Here is a 19627-nt window from a genome sequence, read left to right as displayed (position 1 = left end):
ACTTATTAATTAACGTTCGATAAGTAAATACTAAGCGCCTGCGAAAGGTTGTGCAAGCAATTTATTTAATGATCATTAACTAAATGTGCGATCGCAAGATGCAGGACGAAAAGAGGAACACACCGGAGAAGCCGGACTTCAGGATTAATCCCAACGCCATCGCCGACTATGCTTAAAGCTCAGTGATAAAAAATGCCGAAAAGGCACCTGCGAGCACATTCCCCTTTTTTGATTCAATTTTTGTCATACCGGAGGTCTGGCATGAGCAACCATGACAACGAAACGCATCAGTCCCACCTGAAACTCAAAGTGAACGGCCAGATACGCCAGCTGGCCGTTGATACGCGCACCACCCTGCTGGATGCGCTGCGTGAAAACCTGCAACTAACCGGCACCAAAAAAGGCTGCGACCACGGCCAGTGCGGCGCCTGTACCGTTATTGTTGATGGCCGCCGCATCAATTCCTGTCTGACGCTGGCGGTTATGCATCAGGATGCCGACGTCACCACCATTGAAGGTCTCGGCACGCCTGACAATCTGCATCCGATGCAGGCCGCGTTTATCAGACACGACGGCTACCAGTGCGGTTACTGCACGCCAGGGCAGATCTGCTCCTCGGTGGCGGTGTTGCAGGAAATCGACGCGGGCATTCCGAGCCACGTCACGCTGGATCTGGTTTCCCCGCCTGCGCGAACGGCAGAAGAGATCCGCGAACGCATGAGTGGCAATATCTGCCGCTGCGGCGCGTATTCCAATATTCTTGCCGCGATTGAAGACGTCGCCGGGGGGCAAAAATCATGAAGGCTTTTACCTATGAACGGGTGCAAACCCCCGCCGATGCCGCCGGCAGCGCACTGCAACACCCCGGCGCAAAATTTATTGCAGGCGGCACCAACCTGCTGGATCTGATGAAACTCGAGATTGAGCAACCTTCTCATCTGATCGACGTCAACGGGCTGGCGCTGGATACCATTGAACCCGACGGCAACGGCGGCCTGCGGATTGGCGCGCTGGTGCGTAATACCGATCTGGCGGCTGATTTACGCATCCGCCGTGACTATGCCGTGCTGTCGCGGGCGCTGCTGGCAGGGGCTTCCGGTCAGTTACGTAAATCAGGCCACCACCGCCGGTAACCTGCTCCAGCGCACCCGCTGCCCCTATTTTTACGATACCAACCAGCCCTGCAATAAACGCCAGCCCGGCAGTGGCTGCGCTGCCCTGAAAGGCTTCAGCCGCCAGCATGCAGTGGTTGGCGCAAGTGCGGCCTGCATCGCCACCCATCCAAGCGACATGGCCGTCGCGATGCAGTTGCTCGACGCGGTGGTGGAAACCGTCAATCCTGACGGCATGGTGCGCCACATTCCCCTCGCCGGTTTCTACCGCGCACCGGGCGACACGCCACATCTGGAAACCGTGCTGAACGCGGGCGAGCTGATTACCGCCGTCACCTTACCGCCGCCATTACAAGGCACACACATTTACCGCAAAGTCCGTGACCGCGCTTCATACGCGTTCGCGCTGGTGTCCGTTGCCGCCATCGTTCAGCCCGACGGCACCGGTCGCGTCGCACTCGGCGGCGTGGCACATAAACCCTGGCGGCTGGCAGAAGCCGATGCACAGATGGCGCACGGCGCGGGAGACGTTTACGCGCGCTTGTTCGCCGGTGCGCAACCGACGCCTGAGAACGCGTTTAAGCTGATACTGGCGAAGCGAACGCTCGCCTCCGTGCTGACTGAAGCGAGGGCTTAACAGATGAAATTCGACACGCCTGCAACCCGTAATCCGATCGACCAGATGAAAGTGGTCGGCCGCGCACACGACCGCATCGACGGTCCGCTGAAAACCACCGGCACCGCGCCCTACGCCTATGAATGGCACGATGAAATACCCGGCGCCGCGTACGGTTATGTGGTGGGTTCCGCCATTGCCAAAGGCCGGATCACCGCCATGGACTTACATGAAGCTGAAACCGCGCCCGGCGTGCTGGCAATTGTCACCGCTGACAACGCCGGTAAGCTGGGTAAAGGCGACATGAACGCCGCTACCCTGCTCGGCGGCCCCGCGATTGAGCACTACCATCAGGCGATTGCCGTGGTGGTGGCAGAGACGTTTGAACAGGCACGCGCCGCTGCGTCGCTGATCCACGTGAAGTACCTGCGCGAACCCGGCGCGTTCAGTCTTGCGGCGCAAAAACCTGCCGTCACCACCCCGCCGGAAGACACGCCGGATAAAACCGCAGGCGATTTCACCACCGCCTTCGCCGCTTCAGCGGTGCAGCATGACGCCACTTACACCACGCCGGATCAAAGCCACATGGCGATGGAACCCCATACCTCGCTGGCAGTGTGGGAAGGCGACAAGCTGATCCTGCGCACCTCAAACCAGATGATCGCCTGGTGTCGCAGCGAACTGGCCAAAACGCTGAATATTCCCGAAGAGAAGGTGCGGGTGATTTCGCCCTACATTGGCGGCGGTTTCGGCGGCAAACTGTTTCTGCGCAGCGATGCCGTGCTGGCGGCGCTGGCGGCCCGTGCTGCCAACCGTCCAGTGAAAGTCATGTTGCCGCGACCACTGATCCCCAACAACACCACGCACCGTCCGGCCACTATTCAGCACATCCGCATCGGCACGGACGAGAAAGGCCGGATCACCGCCATCGCCCATGAAAGCTGGTCCGGCAATCTGCCCGGTGGCACGCCTGAGACGGCGGTGCAGCAAAGTGAACTGCTTTATGCGGGCAAAAACCGCCTGACCGGCCTGCGGCTGGCGCAGTTAGATCTGCCGGAAGGCAACGCCATGCGCGCGCCCGGCGAAGCCCCCGGCCTGATGGCGCTGGAAATCGCTATCGACGAAGTTGCGGAAAAAGCCGGAGTCGATCCGGTGGAGTTTCGCATCCTTAACGACACGCAGGTCGATCCGCTCAATACCGGACGCTTCTTTTCACGCCGTCAGTTGATCGAATGCCTGCGCACCGGTGCGGAGAAATTTGGCTGGCACCGCCGGAATGCCACACCGGCACAGGTCCGCGACGGACGCTGGCTGATGGGTATCGGCGTCGCAGCGGGCTTTCGTAATAACCTGCTGGAGAAATCCGGCGCGCGCGTACATCTCGATGCGCAGGGCGTCGTGACGGTAGAGACTGACATGACCGATATCGGCACCGGCAGTTACACTATCATCGCCCAGACCGCCGCCGAGATGCTGGGAGTACCGCTGGAAAAGGTCGTGGTACGGCTGGGGGATTCCGACTTCCCGGTGTCTGCCGGTTCGGGCGGGCAATGGGGAGCCAATACCTCCACTGCCGGTGTGTATGCCGCCTGCGTAAAACTGCGCGAAGCCATCGCGGAAAAACTCGGGTTTGATGCCGATAGCGCGGTGTTTACCGATGAACTGATTTGTCAGGGCGACCGCACCGCATCGCTCGCGCAAGCCGCTGCCAGCGGGACCATAACCGTGGAAGACACCATCGAGTTCGTCGGACTGGACAAGACATTCCAGCAATCGACCTTCGCCGCGCACTTCGTGGAAGTCGGCGTGGATATCGCGACCGGTGAGACCCGCGTCCGCCGCATGCTGGCTGTCTGCGCTGCGGGCCGGATACTTAACCCGAAAACGGCGCGCAGCCAGGTGATCGGCGCGATGACTATGGGCATCGGCGCGGCGCTGACAGAAGAGCTGAATGTCGATACCACTCTGGGATATTTCGTGAATCACGATCTGGCCGCTTATGAAGTGCCGGTTCACGCCGATATCCCGGATCAGGAAGTGATTTTCCTCGACGACACCGACCCGGTATCCTCGCCGATGAAAGCCAAAGGCGTCGGCGAACTGGGCCTGTGCGGCGTCAGCGCCGCCATCGCCAATGCTATTTATAACGCGACGGGCGTCAGGGTCAGGGATTATCCGGTGACACTGGATAAACTGATTGGAGGGCTGCCGGAGCTGGGTTGACAAGAAGCAATTGCTGAAAATTCAAAAGCCCTAATATGATGGATTAGGGCTAGTTATCTTTAGTCTGAGATTATTCATGATTTGAGGACCTGGAGATCTTAATCTCCAGATCTCATTATCGCCTTCTCATAGAAAGCTACTGTTTACAACAAGGGCATCAGCATTCACTACTTATTAACTATCTGTTCTTTTGAAAACCAACTGATAATCATATCGACTGAAATCAATTCTGTGCTGAAAAAATGGCTGTAAATCACTCCTCCACGCCTGTAACACATCAAATCCACCATCGTAAATCCTTCCATCAAAAGGCAGGGAAAATTTCTTTATAAGGCTGCCATCATTGCCCAGATCGACAGATACTTCTTTACCAACTAACAATTCATCAGCTTTATCAAACCATTCAAGTTTCAGAGCTAATCCCATCTCAAGCCTCACAGATACCGTTTAATATTTCGACCTTTAACAGCGGGTTTCAGCTGTTGTCCTGTTTTGTGATCTACGGAACCAAGATGTTCACCATCACTCGCTCGATATTCCTCAAGTTCACCATGCTGTGAATCCCATTCATAAATTCGGCGCCCTTTGCTATCAGCCCAGCGCTCTCTTAATCCACCACCACTTTGCTTTGGTGTTTTCTTTTTGGATTGTCTCAATCCTGAAAGACCTGAGATTTCTTCTGTTTCAGGAGCCGGATGGTAATCGTAATCTTTATTAGGTATACCCGACCGGCTCTGGCTAAGATAAATATAAACCGGCGGCATGCCATGCGGCAGATTGACCAGGATGTAATCATCGAATGACTGTTCATCCGGGATCGGCAGCGAGGTTGACGTGCTGCCCAGTTCTTCCGCGCCGGGTAACGGTAATACGGTGATGGTCGAAGGTAAATACGGCTCGTCACGATTACCGGTATTCGTGGGCGCTTTAAACTCCAGCTCGTCTGGCGTCCAGATGATGGTGGGCTTTTCCGCGCCATCCACCCGGAACTCATAATTACCCGTAAACGTGTTCCTCCGCATAGCGCGCACACGAACCTGATCCTGTCCGCTGTCAGCGCCGGTGTGATAAGCCACCGGTGTTAACCGGCCATATTTATCCTTCACCCACTGAAAGCGGATCCGCGTCGGGGCAGATTTTCCGGCCAGTGCCGCGAGCTGGCTGTCGCTTAAAATATCTTTCTCACCAGCGTTCAGCTTGTTCGAGTAAAAGGTTCCGATGACACCCACAGCTACAGGATTCACGAACAGGCTGCCGGAGCGGATCGATGTCACCCCGCGCAAGGCATTCATGCCTGATGCGATAAGCTCAGTCCCGCCCCCCGTTGCCACGGGGAGTGCCAGCGGCATACCGGACTGTGCGGGCGTATCAGCCTTCCCACCAAACATCTTTTTGTACCACGGTGTTTTATCACTGGCTGACTTTTTACGCTTCGCTGTCTGCGCGTGCTGTTCAACTTCGGGCTTTATGCCTGCGACCGGCGTCGGCACGCCGTAAGACATCCGCCCGAAGTTATGATGCTGCTCCTCACAGGTTCGTGCTTCGGTATTTCCTGCGCCACATTCTGCGGATTTCGCAAACACCGGCATCGAACGTCTGGCCTGTTCTGCCGCTTCTTTCTCAGCCTGAACCCGTAATATCGCGGCACGCTCTGCTTCCCACTTTTCGCGCGCCAGTTCGGAAGGTGATTTACCTCTCCCCATCCATTGTCCGGCGGGCGCGATAACCCGGTTCGTCCCCGGCGGGCAACCACATAAAACATCTGAACCGTCCACGGCAGAAGCGAGGCCGTCAAAGGTGGAATGCGGTTCTCCGCTGGTGATCTTTCCGGTGAGGCCGCATTTCGGGCAGGCGGTCGTGACATCCCCGATGCGGATCACACCAAGTCCGTGTTCCGTCGCATCGGGCAGAGAGGTCAGACAGACCGCGCCCGTCGTGGTTTTATCACCGTGCAGCGCCTGCCCGCGACCATAACAATTTGAGCGATACCCCATCCGTTATGCTCCGGTAACGGCAAGGAAATCTTCTGCCATCGGAATACCCTGACGGGCAACCAGATAGAAACTGCCCTGCGGCGTACTGATAATGTTGTCGCCGTTATCCAGTACGCTGCCGACTAACGCAAACCCTCGATTCCCGTTACAAAATTGGTGACCCGCGCTGGTGACAATCTTTGCCGTGCTGCCATCGGCATAAGTGACTTCATCCTGCTCTACGGCAAGCGTCGCTTCCGTACCGTTCTCAAGGGAAACTTTCCCCGTACTGCTGGCTTTTGTTACTTTGCCGCCTCGGGCGGTCAGGCTGCCCAAAGTCGCCAGCCGGTAAATTGCAATCACAGGATGCTGGCGGGAAAACGCAATCTGTTCCTCAACCACCGCCCGCGCGCTATCATCCATTTCAGCCAGCTGTTCAGCGGTGAAAGGTGAGGCATTGATGATATCCAGTAATTCCTGATTCAGTTCATTAGTAAATTGCTTTTCCATATTTATTTTTCGTCCGTTGAAATGAATAACGGAACTATGATAATCAGCTTAAACAGACACTCACAACGAGCAATGAAATATAAAACCAGAAACATTGCGCCAAATCATAAAATATAAACCAGTTAGATCACCCAGCTTTATTTATATGAATAAATAAAACAACCAAAAACCTATAAAAATAAATTCAGAGTTAAAGTGGATGTATATTAAATATTTATGGCACAAATTGCCTCACTGATTTCTTTGTGTAAAATTACTTTCAACATTCAGATACTACCAGCGTAGAAAATAACACATGATAATTAATGGATAGAGAATGAAAATTGTCGTAATTGTTCTATCACTGGCTCTCATCTCTGGCACTATTCATGCAAAAAGATGTACTGAACGTGATGCTGAAGCTGCTGATTTAGCTATCGATAATCTGGACTCATGGGAAGCAATACAAAAGAATTACATCGCTTACGCGCAATGTGATGATGGCAGTATTGCTGAAGGGAATTCAGAAGCGATGGCGCGAATGCTTGTCGATAAATGGCCGGAAATCGTAAAACTGCAATCGTTGATAAGTCAAGATTCAGGATTTGAAAAATATATTCTGAGACATATTGATTCTACGCTGGATACGGATGACCTGAATCAGATCATTACGCTGTCATCGGAGTCCTGCCCGGCTGAAAATAAAGCTTTATGCAGTAAACTTATTGCTGCTGCGCAAAATGCGGAGAAATAGCATTGATGATTATTCACAGGCGACAGAGATATGATCTGCTGCCTGAATTCGGATGACATAGAGACTAATCAGATTCTAAACAATGCTTTCCCGACAGAAGTCCGCCACTGTTTAATTTCGGTAACTACACTCTCTGGAGTTACTGTTTTATCGCCTTCAGGATAAAAAATTAAATCAGTACCTGAAGGATGCCCGGTAACCCGGCTGAAATTTTCCAGTAAACTGTCCTGATATGACTCGCTGCCATGCACGTCGAAAATATCTTTTACCAGCGCAATAAATTCGGCTTCCGAGTATTCTTCAAACTTATCTTTGAGCTGCATGTTTTTCCTTTATCTGTATTCAGGTGGCACCTGAGGGTCATTCATTATCCAAAACAGCCCTAACCCGCGCTTTAAGTTCATCAGCATCAAACTCATCTTTCTCACGATCATTGTCAGGATTGAATTGATCTGCGAGACAAAAAATGGTCGAGCATTTTTCACTGTCCTGATCGTTATCTTTCAGCGAATCGCCATTTTCACCCTCAGTTTTCCATAACATCTGATAAGGGTCAGCAAAATCTTCGGCTGAGATCTCGCCATTAATAAATGATCTGGCGAAGGTTAAAAGTTTCTGGCTCATTTTTTTGGCTCCCTGAGATTGAAAATACTAAACTGACTGCTTTCTATTTTCATGGAATGCAATAATCAGCGCAGCAAGGTCGTCTTCTTCGGCATAAAGATAAGCCACAGGCACATCCAACACTTTCGCAATTCGCTTCACCGTTTCCGGATCCGGCTGATGTTTGCCCTTCTCGTACTGATTCATTCGCGCACTCGACGATGCCTCATCAACTCCTGCCAGTACGCCTAACTTATATTGAGAAAGCCCTGCACGCAGACGTGCTTCCTTAAGTCTCTTGATCAACATGATGTCGGAGCCAACCTTTTACTAAGTTATTCTTAGTTTTCTATTGTGTTATTTTTAAGCGCCACACATACTAAGGATAACTTAGTAATCACCATTAACAGGGAGTCTTATATGACAGGTTCAAAAGATTGGCACACTGCAGATATCATCGCGGCAATCAGAAAGAAAGGGACAACGATGGCAGCTGTTTCGAGGGACGCGGGGTTGAGTTCATCCACCCTTTCCAATGCGCTGGCAAGACCCTGGCCGAAAGGTGAAATGATAATTGCAAAGACGATTGGGGTTGAAGCTAGAGAGATCTGGCCGAGTCGGTATTTTGATGGGAATACAGGAACAAAAATAGGCAGAAAGCTAAGGTGCCATTCTAAATGAGTGTTTGATAATCAAGGAGTTTAAAACTGAAATGGTGCCGACTACCGGAATCGAACTGGTGACCTACTGATTACAAGTCAGTTGCTCTACCTACTGAGCTAAGTCGGCATTTTGGAGTGTTACCGGGGAACTACGGGGCATAAAATATTGAAATCTTCGACGTCCGTCAAGTCCCTGGTGGTGCGTATGCTGCTTTTCTCATCAGCATACGCATTTTGACGATCTGACTGCTTAAGCTTTCGCCAGCGGTTCGCGGAAGAAACTGATCAGGGCGTTGTAGACCTGATAGCGGTTTTTCTCCAGCACCATCATGTGCGTGGCTTCACCGATTTCCAGCCAGCGTTTATCCGGTGAACCGGTGGCGCGCAGGAACCACGCCTGTGCCAGTTCCACGGGCACATCAATATCCCATTCGCCGTGGATTAACATCAGCGGCACGTCAATATCGGCCGGATCGTAAAACGGTTTTCCCGCCGCCCAGTAATCGCGGATATCCTGAATCGGACCGTTGCTGGCGCGGATTGATTGCTGTGCCCGAAGTATATCATCCGGCTCGTCGCTGACGGTTTTCTCCAGCCATGCCTCAAAACCCCCTTCCGGGATCAGCCCTTCCCGCTTGCACTGTGGCGCTGCGCTAATCCAGCGTTCACGCGCCGCACCGGCATTGACGATGCGCCAGGCATTCAGTTCGCCACCGGGGTCGAGCGGCAACGGTTTATCACTGACCCATTGCGGTGCAATCAACCCTAAACGCCTGACTTTGTGGCCGTTCTGCGTGGTATATGTGCCGGTGACACTGCCGCCCCACGACATCCCGATCACGTTAACCTGTGAAAACCCGTTGGTTCTGAGCACAAAATTAACGGCGCTGCTGAAATCGCGCACGGCGACATCCGTTCTCACTGCAGGCGCGTTGAGGGTGGCGGACTGAAGCATTTCCACCGGACGGGTCGAGCCGCCATAACCGCGCACATCGACGGCGTACACATCAAAACCGGCGCGGGCGAGTACATCGGCAAAAGAAGCGCCTTCCAGCGGCGTATCGAACAGGCTGCCGGAGGAATACGTCGCGCCGTGCATCATGACAATGGTGTTGGCTTCGCTGAATTTTTGCTCCCCTTTGCGGTGCTTGTGCAAAAGATGCAACCGGATGCCGTCGGTGTCAGAGGGGATCAAAAAACTTTCGCTGAAAATATCGGCATTACTCATCGGTTTTTCCTTCTCAGAGTGGCTGCCAGCTCAGGCCACGGGCATCCTGACGGATTTTTCCCGCAGAGGAACCGGCGAAATGGGTGGTGAAAACGGTGGCCTGATGGTTCAGGGCAAACTCAATCGCCTTGTGGCGTGAGGCTGTCGCCCGTTGCGGTTCTTCGCAGAACACCGAATCCCAGTCGGGGCGTGCGAGCTGAAGCGGATGGTGCATCACGTCGCCCCAGAAAAAGGCGGTTTCACCTTCGGAGGTAAAAGCGAAAGAGAAATGATCATGACTGTGACCTGGCGTGCGGATGATGGCAAAACCCGGAATGGCCGTGGTGTCGTCAGCATGTATCCGTTGATCAAGACCGGCCGCCACGACCGGCTCAACGCTGTCGGCAAAGATACCGTCGCTCGGATCCCGGACGTTTTTCGGGTCGGCGTAAAACCGGTATTCGGCTTCAGAAAACAGATAACGCGCGTTCGGGAAAGTCGGTACCCAGCGGCCATTCTCCAGCCGTGTATTCCAGCCAACGTGGTCAACGTGCAGATGTGAAAGCAGCACCACATCAACCTCTTCAGGGCCGACGCCCGTCGCCCGCAGGTTGTCCAGCCAGCCGGTCTTCAGCTGATTGAACAACAGGTTCAGCGGACGCTGTTTATCGTTGCCGGATGCGGTATCAATCAGCACCGTCTGCGTGCCGGTCTGCACCAGCCAGCTGTGAGTGCTGAGCATCAGCTCTGAAGCATCTGCGCCGAAAAAGTCTGCCGGTAATGTTTTCGTAGCATCCTCAATAGCCTCCGCATTCCATTGCGGAAAAAGCGACGATCCGGGATCTTTCAATGTCATCTCGGGGATCTTAGTGATTCTGGCGCTGCCGATCGGGTAAGTTTCTGGCACACTCATTTTATGACCTTATTTGGTGATAACCTTCTGGTGTGGGGTCATCCTCCCTGTTTCAGCGCGGGTGAACAAGACGGCAATCCCGAATGCAGGGTTGCTGATATTGCAACGATAAAAAAAGATGAAAGGGACGGAATGGATAAGCTGGAGAATATGCGTACGTTCGTGCAGGTAGTGGATTCAGGGTCATTCAGCCGCGCTGCAGAATTGATGGATTTACCGAAATCCACGGTAACGCGGCAGGTGCAGGCGCTGGAAAGCGAACTGGGTGTGAAACTGCTGCACCGGACGTCTCGCCGTTTGAGCATGACGGAACAGGGCGAGGCCTATTATCACGGAGCGATACGGCTGCTCTCTCAGATGGAGATCCTCGACAGCAATGTGCAGGCGGCAGCACAGGCTCCGCGCGGCAAAATCCGCGTCGAGATGCCGAATGCGATTGCCTATCGTCGGGTGATCCCCGCCCTGCCCGGCTTCCTGATGCATTATCCCGATGTTCAGGTTGAGGTGAGCGTCGGCAACCGCACCGCCGATCTGATTGCGCAAAACATCGATTGTGTGATCCGCATCGGGGAGTTGCACAACGATGCGCTGATCGCCCGGTCGCTTGGCGTCCTGCCGATGATCACCTGTGCCGCACCGGCGTATCTGCAAAAACACGGCGTGCCTGAACATCCGCAGGATCTTATCCGCGACCATACGCTGGTGCAGATCGCTTCGCCGCAAACCGGCCGCGTATTTGAACACCAGGTGTTTAAGGATGAGCAATCTGTGACCGTTCGCGGGCGCTGGCAGTTCTCGGTTAACGATTCCACCGCGGCGCTGACCGGTGCCATTGCGGGGCTTGGTGTGCTGACGACATATCGCTTTCTGGCACAGGAAGCGCTGGATAACGGCGCGCTGGTGCCGCTGTTTCCTGAATGGGCGGATGAACAGGTGCCGGTGCATGTTGCCTGGCCGGAGAACCGGCATTTGCCGTCAAAAGTGCGGTATTTTATCGAATGGGTCAGGGCGTTGTTTCAGGAATGAGGGTGTTCAGAAGAGATAAACATCGCACCGGCTTCATCATGCTGAATCCACCGGTGCCGGTCAGTTAAGGACGGACTAAATCGTCGCCGTAACCAATCCATTTGTAGGTCGTCAGGGCTTCTAATCCCATCGGGCCGCGGGCGTGCAGTTTTTGCGTACTGACCGCCACTTCTGCGCCTAAACCGAACTGTCCGCCATCGGTGAACCGGGTGCTGGCGTTGACGTAAACCGCAGAGGAATCCACTTCACGCACGAACCTGTCCGCGCTGCTGATGGAACGGGTAAGGATCGCATCGGAATGCTCGGTGCCGTAGGTGCGGATGTGCGCCACGGCGGCGTCGAGATCAGCGACAACCGTCACGTTCAAATCCAGCGACAGCCATTCATCCGAATAATCTTCTTCGGTTACCGCCACCACTTTCGCCGGGCCATGTTGCAGATACGGCATCGCCGATTCGCTGGCATGCAGCGTGACGCCTGCACGGTGCATTTTGTCGCTCAGTTCCGGCAGGAAGCGGGCGGCGATCGCCTGATGCACCAGCACGGTTTCCAGGCTGTTACAGGCGCTAGGACGCTGCACTTTCGCACTTTCCAGCACGGTCAGCGCTTTGTCGAAATCAGCACTTTCATCTACAAACGTATGGCAAACGCCGATACCGCCGGTGATCACCGGAATGGTGGACTGTTCGCGGCACAGTTTGTGCAGCGCCGCGCCACCGCGTGGGATCAGCATATCGACGTATTTATCCAGACGCAGCAGTTCCGCGACCAGTGCGCGATCCGGGCTGTCGATGGCCTGCACGGCGGCTTTTGGTAATCCGCATTCTTCCAGCGCCATCTGAATGACGTTAACCGTCGCCTGATTGGTGTGGTGCGTTTCTTTGCCACCGCGCAGGATAACGGCATTGCCGGTTTTCAGGCACAGGCTGGCGACGTCGATGGTGACGTTCGGGCGCGCTTCATAAATCACGCCGATTACGCCAAGCGGGACACGGCGGCGTTCGAGACGCAAACCGCTGTCCTGCTGTGAACCATCAATCACCTGCCCGACCGGATCGCTCAGGCGGCAGACATCGCGCACGTCGCTGGCAATCGCCGAAAGACGCGCGGGGGTCAGCAGCAGGCGGTCTAATAATGCCTCGCTCATGCCGCTTTCGCGGGCGGCGGCCATGTCGAGTTCGTTGGCAAGAATAATGCTCTGGCTGTTGGCCTCAAGCATGTCGGCTATCAGCATCAGCGCACGATTTTTCTGCGCGGTGCTGAGGGTGGAAAGCTGCCAGGACGCGGCTTTCGCAGCCTGGCCCATCTCGTTAAGCATCTGTGGCTCCTTAACTGACAATCATGTCGTCACGATGCACGGCAACCGGGCCGTATTCGTAACCGAGAATTTCGCTGATCTGCTGAGAGTGATGACCGGCAATCATGCGCATCGCATCGCTGTTATAGCGGCTGACACCGTGCGCGAGGTCGCGCCCGTTCAGGTTGCGGATGCGGATCACTTCGCCACGCGAGAAATCGCCTTTCACTTCGCGGATCCCCTTTGGCAGCAGCGAGCTGCCGCGCTCCATCATGGCGGAAACCGCGCCGTCGTCGATGGTGATTTCACCCGCTGGCGGTGCGCCGAAGATCCAGCGCTTACGGTTTTCCAGCGGCGTTTCCATCGCGTGAAAACGCGTGCCGACCGAAACGCCGTTAATGACATCGCCAATTACGCCCGGCAGGCTGCCCGCAGCAATAATGGTATCGACGCCCGCACGGCACGCGACATCCGCCGCCTGCAGTTTGGTGGCCATGCCGCCGGTGCCGAGGCCGGAAACGCTGTCGCCCGCCACACCGCGCAGTTCATCATCAATGGTCATCACTTCGCGGATAAGCTCTGCCTGCGGATTGGTGCGCGGATCGGCGGTAAACAGACCACGCTGATCGGTCAGCAGCAGCAATTTATCGGCACCGGCCAGTATCGCCGCCAGCGCGGAAAGGTTGTCGTTATCGCCGACTTTGATCTCTGCGGTGGCGACGGCATCGTTTTCATTAATCACCGGCACGATATGGTTATCGAGCAGCGCATGCATCGTGTCGCGGGCATTGAGGAACCGCTCGCGGTCTTCCATGTCGGCGCGCGTCAGCAGCATCTGACCAATGTGGATGCCATAAATCGAGAACAATTGCTCCCACAGCTGGATCAGACGGCTTTGCCCGACGGCAGCCAGCAGTTGTTTGGAAGCAATGGTGGCGGGGAGTTCGGGGTAGCCAAGATGTTCGCGCCCGGCGGCAATCGCGCCCGACGTGACAATCACAATCCGGTGCCCTGCCGCATGTTGCTGCGCGCACTGGCGGACAAGCTCAACAATGTGAGCACGGTTGAGGCGACGGGAGCCGCCAGTGAGCACGCTGGTGCCCAGTTTTACAACCAGTGTCTGACTACCACTCATAATCGTTCCATTAGTGTGAAAAAGAAGGGCTTCTTTGTCTTTGTAACAGTTGAGAAGCGTTATGCCAAACGGCATAACGCTATAATAGCAGCATTCATCGTGGGAATGGGTAGTACAGAAGGTCAGGCGGAGAGCTTCACCGGTTCCTCGCTGAAATCATCAGCAGGTTCCAGTCTGAGGGACATCTCTTCGATCATGGCATTCAGATTCTTGTGGAATCCTTTCAATGTCGTCTCAAGTTTCTCGCGCACTTCAGCATCTTTAATATTTTGCGCTTTCCAGATGCCGTCTTTATCAAACAATCCGAAGTGATAAACATAGGTAAAACGTTCGGCTTCAGCCTGTAATTCAATCCACCAGCCCCAGAATTCACGCTTCTCCGGCGCGGGCTTCACGTTCACGCAGACAGCTAAACAGTCAAAGAAAAAGCGGTCGTTCTCGCATTTCCCTTCTCTGATGTACGGTCCCAGAGTACCGAAACGTTTCATTAGCCTGCTTTTAGGATGACCACTTGGTAACGTCATAGTACTTACCTCCATTTAAAGACGATCCTTTTTAGCAAAACGTTAAGAATTAGCAACTGTTAAGTTACTGCATTCTCTTCTGCAACCACCCGCAAATCTCATGTAAAGCGCTGTCAAAATGCGCATAAAGCGGCTCGCTGCGGATAGTCAAAAGTTTGCCGTCAGCGGAAGAATCCGCAATCAGCTTCGCTTCGCTCTTCGGACTGAAGATATCGTTCTCCCAGTATGCGGCCAGTATAGGCGTCGGTGTTCTGCGCCCGAGCAGCCCCTGCGTTTTCAGAGAATAACGATTAAGTTCAGTTTTCAGCGCCGAGTCGGACGCGCTCGACATACCGATGCGGCTCGCCAGCACATCTATATACATGTCCGGCACCTGTTCCTGACATTTCGGATCACTGAGCAGCGTATGCACCAGCGCCCCCAGCGTGGCGACCGCCCGCACGCGGCGCGGTTCGAGATACGCCAGACGCACGGCGACGTTCGCGCCAAAACGGTAGCCGAGCAAACTGACGCGGCTGGCATCGATCCACGGCACATCCGAAAGCTGCATCAGCACCTGCTGATGCAGGAAGCTGGTGTCCTGGGTCAGTTTCCACTTCGACGAAAAACCGATCGACGGCATATCGATGGTCAGCATCGCAATGCCCATCGGCGCGAGATACGAACGGAACAGGCGCTGATGGTCACTCTGTAAGGTATCGAGGCCGCCGCACACCAACACCGTCGGGAACGGCGCTTTGCCTTCCTTCGGCAAGTGCAGGAAACCGGTGATCGGCGTGCCGCCAGGGATCTTAAATTCCAGCTCTTTCAGTTCGTAAGGCGAATGTTCCGAGGATTTTTCAAAGGCTTTATTGGCCAGCGCCTGCGCCTGTTCCGCCAGCGTATCGCCTTTCAGATGCGGATAACCGGCAATGCTGTAAAGGTTGGCGGCTTTCAGCCAATATTCGCTCGCCACATCGGCATCTTTCTCTTCGGCGGCTTTTTGTTGCCATTGCATCGCCTGATTTGACCATTCGTAGATCCAGTTGCCATTGCGGTAACCAATCACGGTATCGAGCAGCAACGGATCGCTATGTTCCGCTTTGGAGACGGCAATGCGCGACAGCACTTCTTCCACTTCCAGCGGATCAACCCCGCGCCACATCCACATCAAACGGTTAATCGTGCGGTACCAGCAATGGACCGTATCGCCTTCCAGCGCGGAGTGCATCGTCGGGTGGGTATTGTGGTGATGAACGCGATGAACCAGCGTTGATGTTTCCGGATATTTGAAGGAAGGTTTAAACAGTTTTTCCGTAAGATTGGCTGGAGCCATGATGCAAGATCCTCCGTTAGCAAGCAGCAGGTCGCCCGCAGGCGATCATTTCTGGGCGGGATTATAACCCGCCCACGTTGCGACAAGTGAGGTGTGAGGTCAAGCGGAAAGGATTTCAAGTCAACAAAAGCAAAACGCCCGGCAATAAGCCAGGCGTTTATAAACAGTAAGGGAAAATTACTTACCCACTAATGGAGGCACAAAGACAACCCCCATATCCCACGGCTGTTCGATCCAGGTGTTCTGCGGGATGTCGATCACGTAATCATCCACCAGCGGTGCGCCCGCCGGTTTAGCGAAGATGGTGATGAAATGCGCTTTCGGGTACATTTCGCGGATCGCTTTCGCGGTGCCGCCGGTATCCACCAGATCGTCAATTACGATGAAGCCTTCACCGTCGCCTTCTGCGCGTTTCAGCACCTGCATTTCGCGCTGATTATCATGGTCGTAGCTGGAGATACACACGGTATCCACATGGCGGATGCACAGCTCGCGAGCCAGCAACGCTGCCGGAACCAGGCCACCACGGCTGACTGCAATAATGCCTTTCCATTGTTCTGCCGGCAGCAGGCGTTTAGCCATCGTGCGGGCGTGGATTTGCAGCATGTCCCAGGTTACAACGTATTTTTCGCTCATAAAGGTGTCCCAGCCAGTGAATTAACGGCTTCTAAAAAAGTAGTGGGGGAAAAAAGGTTGCGCGAGATTATAGTGAGTCCGGTTCATAAAAACCAGCGATTATCTGGCCTCAGTCGTCCAAAAATCCCGGATTTTCTCCCCGAGCCCGCGCACAGGTTAAGATTAAGTGATATTCTGTCAGGCCACTCGCCACACAGCCTGGCGGGGATTACTTAACCTTAAACCTACAGCATCTCAGTCAGTTCCCCGACAAACGGAGCCTGAATGAGCTGACTGTTACAGGAGACTTATAGTGTCTGAACTGTCTCAGCTTTCGCCACAACCGTTGTGGGATATTTTTGCCAAAATTTGTTCAATTCCGCACCCTTCTTACCATGAAGAAGCGCTGGCAAAACACATTGTTGAATGGGCACAGGAAAAAGGTATCCACGCTGAGCGTGATGAAGTTGGCAACATTTTGCTGCGCAAACCGGCCACTAAAGGCATGGAAAACCGCAAAGCCGTTGCCCTGCAGGCTCACCTCGATATGGTGCCGCAGAAAAACAACGATACTGTTCATGATTTCACTAAAGATCCGATCCAGCCCTTCATCGAAGACGGTTGGGTAAAAGCCCGCGGCACCACGCTGGGTTCTGACAACGGTATCGGTATGGCGTCCGCGCTGGCAGTTCTGGCTGATGACAGCGTAGAACACGGCCCGCTGGAAGTGCTGCTGACCATGACCGAAGAAACCGGCATGGCAGGCGCATTCGGCCTGCAACCGAACTGGTTACAGTCTGAAATCCTGATCAACACCGATTCTGAAACCGAAGGCGAAATCTACATGGGTTGCGCCGGCGGGATTGATTTTACCGCCACACTGCCGCTGAGCCGTGAAGCAGTTCCGGCCGGTTTCAGCACGCTGAAACTGACCCTGAAGGGCCTGAAAGGCGGCCACTCCGGCGCTGAAATCCACTTAGGTCTGGGCAATGCCAGCAAACTGCTGGCACGTTTTCTGGCTGACAATACTGATACTCTCGGCCTGCGCCTGCTGGACTTCACCGGCGGCACACTGCGTAACGCCATCCCGCGTGAAGCGATCGTGACACTGGCGGTTGCCGCCGATAAAGCGGATGCACTGAAAGCGGCCGCACAGGAATTCCTGGCAACGATTCAGTTCGAATTGTCAGCCGTTGAAAAGAAAATCGCCTTCGTTGTAGAAGCAGCTGAAAGCAACGCGAAAGCACTGACTGCAGAAACTCAGGGTAAATTCCTTGCGCTGCTGAACGCGACGCCAAACGGCGTGATCCGCATGAGTGATGACGTGAAAGGTGTGGTAGAAACCTCACTGAACGTCGGCGTGGTCACGATGAAAGATGACGAAGTGGCGATCAACAGCCTGATCCGTTCGCTTATCGACAGCGGCAAAGAGTATGTTGTCAGCATGCTGAATTCACTGAGTGAACTGGCTGGCGCAAAAAGTCTGGCAAAAGGCAGCTATCCTGGCTGGAAACCTGAGCCAAGCTCGCCGGTGATGACGCTGGTGCGTGAAACTTACCAGTCCCTGTTCAATAAAACCCCGAACATCATGGTGATCCACGCCGGTCTGGAATGCGGTCTGTTCAAAAAACCTTACCCGGACATGGACATGGTTTCCATCGGGCCAACTATCACCGGCCCGCACTCGCCGGATGAACAGGTTGAAATCGCCAGCGTCGGGCTGTACTGGCAACTGCTGACAGCCTTGCTGAAAGCAATTCCTGAACGCGGTTAATTTTTGCGCCCTCCCCTGCGAAGGGGAGGGCTGGGGTGGGGTATTAAAGCAAAATCAGTTGATTGAAGTTTTCTCAGGCATTGATTTTGCCCGCTAAACCCCCTCCCAGCCTCCCCCTTCGCAGGGGGAGGAGCTCAAATCCAAAAGAAGCTGCCGCTCTATTTGCGGATCCTGCAACGTCACATGTAATCCCACCAGTCTGACTCCCCGTCCACCCCGCCGTTTTTCCCACGCCTCCCGCGCAACTTTCAGTAAATCTTCTTTATTAAGCACCGGCCAGACGTGTTCCTGCGTGGTTTGCTGAAAATCATGGAATTTGAGTTTCACGCCCTGACGAGCGATACGCAGATCCGGGCTGACACGACTCAGGCGCGTATGCAGTTCAGGATATAAACGTTCGATCAGCGCCACGCATTCTTCCCAGCCGTGAATATCTTCTGCCAGCGTGCGTTCCACGCCGACCGATTTACGCAACCGCTCGGAGGAAATTTCACGTTCATCGATACCCTGACAGCGTTCCCACAGTACGCGGCCAAACTTACCAAAACGTTTGAGCAGTTTCGCCAGATCGTACCGCTGTACATCGCCGCAGGTGAAAAGCCCCTGCTCCTGTAAACGCTGGGCGGTGACTTTACCAACGCCGGGGATTTTACTCAGCGGAAGATCCTGTAAAAACGCCCCGACTTTTTCTGGCGTAATCACAAACTGACCGTTGGGTTTGTTCAGATCCGAGGCGATTTTTGCCAGAAATTTGATCGGCGCAATCCCGGCCGACGCCGTCAGAGCGATTTCATCGAAAATGGCCTGGCGGATTTCAGCAGCGATAAGTGTCGCAGAGCCGTTGCATTGCGGCGAATCGGAAACATCCAGATAAGCTTCGTCGAGTGACAGCGGTTCGATCAATGAGGTATAACGCGCGAAGATTTCACGGATGTGGTTTGACGCTTCTTTATAAGCCTCCATCCGGCCGGGAATGACTTTCAGGTGCGGGCAAAGTTTCAGTGCCATGCCGGTAGGCATCGCGCTGTGCACGCCGAATTTGCGGGCAGGATAATTGGCGGTGCTGATGACGCCACGGCGGTCACGACTGCCGCCAATGGCAATAGGAATGTCGCGCAGGGAAGGATCATCGCGCATTTCGACAGCCGCGAAAAAGCAGTCCATATCCACGTGAATGATTTTACGCATAACCCTCCCCTTAATAACTGTATAAGTATACAGTTGAGTGCGGGAATGTCCAACACGGAAAATACGGGTTAATTTGGCTTAATTAATCACCATTAATGGCAACGTAATAAATTTCCTATTCCGAAAGCCATTATTCATTATTTGGTGATTGCTAAAAATTTAATCAGTATTAATATGACAGCGTTTCAGACAGGCAGTACA

Annotated in this window: 20 protein-coding genes, 1 tRNA gene and 1 pseudogene; 7 read left to right on the top strand and 15 right to left on the bottom strand. The window is 54.1% G+C overall.

Going from position 1 to position 19627, the window contains the following annotated elements; all coding sequences use genetic code 11:
* Nucleotides 1-261: 261 nt before the first annotated feature.
* The 3 genes and pseudogenes from paoA to paoC all read left to right on the top strand — a co-directional run bounded on the left by paoA (nt 262) and on the right by paoC (nt 3951).
* On the top strand, nt 262-801 hold the full coding sequence (gene paoA, locus RAHAQ2_RS05045) for an aldehyde dehydrogenase iron-sulfur subunit PaoA (RefSeq protein WP_015696199.1): 540 nt from the start codon (nt 262-264) through the stop codon (nt 799-801).
* Nucleotides 798-1749: pseudogene (locus RAHAQ2_RS05040) on the top strand (FAD binding domain-containing protein). The gene paoA and the pseudogene RAHAQ2_RS05040 overlap by 4 nt, the downstream one beginning before the upstream one ends.
* 3 nt (nt 1750-1752) lie before the next feature.
* Nucleotides 1753-3951, top strand: coding sequence for an aldehyde oxidoreductase molybdenum-binding subunit PaoC (gene paoC, locus RAHAQ2_RS05035; protein WP_015696197.1), 2199 nt, complete (start codon nt 1753-1755; stop codon nt 3949-3951).
* A 174-nt stretch (nt 3952-4125) separates the two neighbouring features.
* Here the strand turns inward: paoC and RAHAQ2_RS05030 are convergent, their stop codons facing one another.
* Genes RAHAQ2_RS05030 through RAHAQ2_RS05020 form a run of 3 tightly spaced genes read right to left on the bottom strand, consistent with a single transcriptional unit; the run spans nt 4126 to nt 6434 of the window.
* Nucleotides 4126-4377, bottom strand: a complete 252-nt coding sequence (locus RAHAQ2_RS05030) for a cloacin immunity family protein (protein ID WP_015696196.1) — start codon at nt 4375-4377, stop codon at nt 4126-4128.
* 8 nt (nt 4378-4385) lie between these two features.
* Nucleotides 4386-5945 carry a colicin E3/pyocin S6 family cytotoxin gene (locus tag RAHAQ2_RS05025; RefSeq protein ID WP_015696195.1) on the bottom strand — a complete coding sequence of 520 codons (1560 nt, stop codon included), beginning with the start codon at nt 5943-5945 and terminating at the stop codon, nt 4386-4388.
* Nucleotides 5946-5948: 3 nt separating this feature from the next.
* Nucleotides 5949-6434 carry a hypothetical protein gene (locus tag RAHAQ2_RS05020; RefSeq protein WP_015696194.1) on the bottom strand — a complete coding sequence of 162 codons (486 nt, stop codon included), beginning with the start codon at nt 6432-6434 and terminating at the stop codon, nt 5949-5951.
* A gap of 316 nt (nt 6435-6750) precedes the next feature.
* Here RAHAQ2_RS05020 and RAHAQ2_RS25840 point away from each other — a divergent pair, with 316 nt between their 5' ends.
* Complete coding sequence (locus tag RAHAQ2_RS25840; RefSeq protein WP_015696193.1) at nt 6751-7167, top strand: hypothetical protein; 417 nt, start codon at nt 6751-6753, stop codon at nt 7165-7167.
* A gap of 68 nt (nt 7168-7235) precedes the next feature.
* Here the strand turns inward: RAHAQ2_RS25840 and RAHAQ2_RS05010 are convergent, their stop codons facing one another.
* Genes RAHAQ2_RS05010 through RAHAQ2_RS05000 form a run of 3 tightly spaced genes read right to left on the bottom strand, consistent with a single transcriptional unit; the run spans nt 7236 to nt 8079 of the window.
* Nucleotides 7236-7490 (bottom strand): bacteriocin immunity protein, encoded by a 255-nt coding sequence (locus RAHAQ2_RS05010; protein WP_015696192.1) that lies wholly within the window; start codon nt 7488-7490, stop codon nt 7236-7238.
* A gap of 37 nt (nt 7491-7527) precedes the next feature.
* Nucleotides 7528-7791, bottom strand: a complete 264-nt coding sequence (locus tag RAHAQ2_RS05005; protein WP_015696191.1) for a colicin immunity domain-containing protein — start codon at nt 7789-7791, stop codon at nt 7528-7530.
* Nucleotides 7792-7818: 27 nt separating this feature from the next.
* Nucleotides 7819-8079 carry a helix-turn-helix domain-containing protein gene (locus tag RAHAQ2_RS05000; RefSeq protein ID WP_015696190.1) on the bottom strand — a complete coding sequence of 87 codons (261 nt, stop codon included), beginning with the start codon at nt 8077-8079 and terminating at the stop codon, nt 7819-7821.
* Between the two features lie 111 nt (nt 8080-8190).
* Here RAHAQ2_RS05000 and RAHAQ2_RS04995 point away from each other — a divergent pair, with 111 nt between their 5' ends.
* On the top strand, nt 8191-8451 hold the full coding sequence (locus RAHAQ2_RS04995) for a helix-turn-helix domain-containing protein (RefSeq protein ID WP_015696189.1): 261 nt from the start codon (nt 8191-8193) through the stop codon (nt 8449-8451).
* Between the two features lie 32 nt (nt 8452-8483).
* Here the strand turns inward: RAHAQ2_RS04995 and RAHAQ2_RS04990 are convergent.
* The 3 genes from RAHAQ2_RS04990 to RAHAQ2_RS04980 form a co-directional block, all read right to left on the bottom strand.
* Nucleotides 8484-8559 (bottom strand) — tRNA-Thr (locus RAHAQ2_RS04990).
* 123 nt (nt 8560-8682) lie between these two features.
* Nucleotides 8683-9660, bottom strand: coding sequence for an alpha/beta hydrolase (locus tag RAHAQ2_RS04985; RefSeq protein WP_015696188.1), 978 nt, complete (start codon nt 9658-9660; stop codon nt 8683-8685).
* A gap of 13 nt (nt 9661-9673) precedes the next feature.
* Nucleotides 9674-10552: an MBL fold metallo-hydrolase gene (locus RAHAQ2_RS04980; RefSeq protein ID WP_015696187.1), complete on the bottom strand. Its 879-nt coding sequence runs from the start codon at nt 10550-10552 to the stop codon at nt 9674-9676.
* Between the two features lie 132 nt (nt 10553-10684).
* On the opposite strand from RAHAQ2_RS04980, the gene RAHAQ2_RS04975 reads away from it, so the two are divergent.
* A complete protein-coding gene (locus RAHAQ2_RS04975; protein WP_015696186.1) occupies nt 10685-11578 on the top strand; it encodes a LysR family transcriptional regulator in 894 nt (297 codons plus the stop codon).
* Nucleotides 11579-11642: 64 nt separating this feature from the next.
* Here the strand turns inward: RAHAQ2_RS04975 and proA are convergent, their stop codons facing one another.
* The 5 genes from proA to gpt all read right to left on the bottom strand — a co-directional run bounded on the left by proA (nt 11643) and on the right by gpt (nt 16485).
* Nucleotides 11643-12896, bottom strand: coding sequence for a glutamate-5-semialdehyde dehydrogenase (gene proA / locus RAHAQ2_RS04970; RefSeq protein ID WP_015696185.1), 1254 nt, complete (start codon nt 12894-12896; stop codon nt 11643-11645).
* A 10-nt stretch (nt 12897-12906) separates the two neighbouring features.
* Nucleotides 12907-14010 (bottom strand): glutamate 5-kinase, encoded by a 1104-nt coding sequence (gene proB / locus RAHAQ2_RS04965; RefSeq protein ID WP_015696184.1) that lies wholly within the window; start codon nt 14008-14010, stop codon nt 12907-12909.
* Between the two features lie 122 nt (nt 14011-14132).
* Nucleotides 14133-14534: a sigma factor-binding protein Crl gene (gene crl / locus RAHAQ2_RS04960; RefSeq protein ID WP_015696183.1), complete on the bottom strand. Its 402-nt coding sequence runs from the start codon at nt 14532-14534 to the stop codon at nt 14133-14135.
* A gap of 64 nt (nt 14535-14598) precedes the next feature.
* Nucleotides 14599-15849, bottom strand: coding sequence for an esterase FrsA (gene frsA / locus RAHAQ2_RS04955; RefSeq protein WP_015696182.1), 1251 nt, complete (start codon nt 15847-15849; stop codon nt 14599-14601).
* A 177-nt stretch (nt 15850-16026) separates the two neighbouring features.
* On the bottom strand, nt 16027-16485 hold the full coding sequence (gene gpt / locus RAHAQ2_RS04950) for a xanthine phosphoribosyltransferase (RefSeq protein WP_013574288.1): 459 nt from the start codon (nt 16483-16485) through the stop codon (nt 16027-16029).
* Nucleotides 16486-16777: 292 nt separating this feature from the next.
* Here gpt and pepD point away from each other — a divergent pair, with 292 nt between their 5' ends.
* Complete coding sequence (pepD, locus tag RAHAQ2_RS04945; RefSeq protein WP_015696181.1) at nt 16778-18238, top strand: beta-Ala-His dipeptidase; 1461 nt, start codon at nt 16778-16780, stop codon at nt 18236-18238.
* Between the two features lie 93 nt (nt 18239-18331).
* On the opposite strand, the gene dinB is transcribed toward pepD, so the two are convergent.
* Nucleotides 18332-19426, bottom strand: coding sequence for a DNA polymerase IV (dinB, locus tag RAHAQ2_RS04940; protein WP_015696180.1), 1095 nt, complete (start codon nt 19424-19426; stop codon nt 18332-18334).
* Between the last annotated feature and the right edge of the window lie 201 nt (nt 19427-19627).

This window comes from Rahnella aquatilis CIP 78.65 = ATCC 33071, assembly GCF_000241955.1.
In the GTDB taxonomy this organism is placed as follows: domain Bacteria; phylum Pseudomonadota; class Gammaproteobacteria; order Enterobacterales; family Enterobacteriaceae; genus Rahnella; species Rahnella aquatilis.
This window is presented reverse-complemented; position numbering and strand designations above follow the sequence as displayed.

Coding starts and splice junctions, on each gene's coding strand:
- paoA (WP_015696199.1), top strand. CDS start 262: ATGAGCAACCATGACAACGAAACGCATCAGTCCCACCTGAAACTCAAA.
- paoC (WP_015696197.1), top strand. CDS start 1,753: ATGAAATTCGACACGCCTGCAACCCGTAATCCGATCGACCAGATGAAA.
- RAHAQ2_RS05030 (WP_015696196.1), bottom strand. CDS start 4,377: ATGGGATTAGCTCTGAAACTTGAATGGTTTGATAAAGCTGATGAATTG.
- RAHAQ2_RS05025 (WP_015696195.1), bottom strand. CDS start 5,945: ATGGGGTATCGCTCAAATTGTTATGGTCGCGGGCAGGCGCTGCACGGT.
- RAHAQ2_RS05020 (WP_015696194.1), bottom strand. CDS start 6,434: ATGGAAAAGCAATTTACTAATGAACTGAATCAGGAATTACTGGATATC.
- RAHAQ2_RS25840 (WP_015696193.1), top strand. CDS start 6,751: ATGAAAATTGTCGTAATTGTTCTATCACTGGCTCTCATCTCTGGCACT.
- RAHAQ2_RS05010 (WP_015696192.1), bottom strand. CDS start 7,490: ATGCAGCTCAAAGATAAGTTTGAAGAATACTCGGAAGCCGAATTTATT.
- RAHAQ2_RS05005 (WP_015696191.1), bottom strand. CDS start 7,791: ATGAGCCAGAAACTTTTAACCTTCGCCAGATCATTTATTAATGGCGAG.
- RAHAQ2_RS05000 (WP_015696190.1), bottom strand. CDS start 8,079: ATGTTGATCAAGAGACTTAAGGAAGCACGTCTGCGTGCAGGGCTTTCT.
- RAHAQ2_RS04995 (WP_015696189.1), top strand. CDS start 8,191: ATGACAGGTTCAAAAGATTGGCACACTGCAGATATCATCGCGGCAATC.
- RAHAQ2_RS04985 (WP_015696188.1), bottom strand. CDS start 9,660: ATGAGTAATGCCGATATTTTCAGCGAAAGTTTTTTGATCCCCTCTGAC.
- RAHAQ2_RS04980 (WP_015696187.1), bottom strand. CDS start 10,552: ATGAGTGTGCCAGAAACTTACCCGATCGGCAGCGCCAGAATCACTAAG.
- RAHAQ2_RS04975 (WP_015696186.1), top strand. CDS start 10,685: ATGGATAAGCTGGAGAATATGCGTACGTTCGTGCAGGTAGTGGATTCA.
- proA (WP_015696185.1), bottom strand. CDS start 12,896: ATGCTTAACGAGATGGGCCAGGCTGCGAAAGCCGCGTCCTGGCAGCTT.
- proB (WP_015696184.1), bottom strand. CDS start 14,010: ATGAGTGGTAGTCAGACACTGGTTGTAAAACTGGGCACCAGCGTGCTC.
- crl (WP_015696183.1), bottom strand. CDS start 14,534: ATGACGTTACCAAGTGGTCATCCTAAAAGCAGGCTAATGAAACGTTTC.
- frsA (WP_015696182.1), bottom strand. CDS start 15,849: ATGGCTCCAGCCAATCTTACGGAAAAACTGTTTAAACCTTCCTTCAAA.
- gpt (WP_013574288.1), bottom strand. CDS start 16,485: ATGAGCGAAAAATACGTTGTAACCTGGGACATGCTGCAAATCCACGCC.
- dinB (WP_015696180.1), bottom strand. CDS start 19,426: ATGCGTAAAATCATTCACGTGGATATGGACTGCTTTTTCGCGGCTGTC.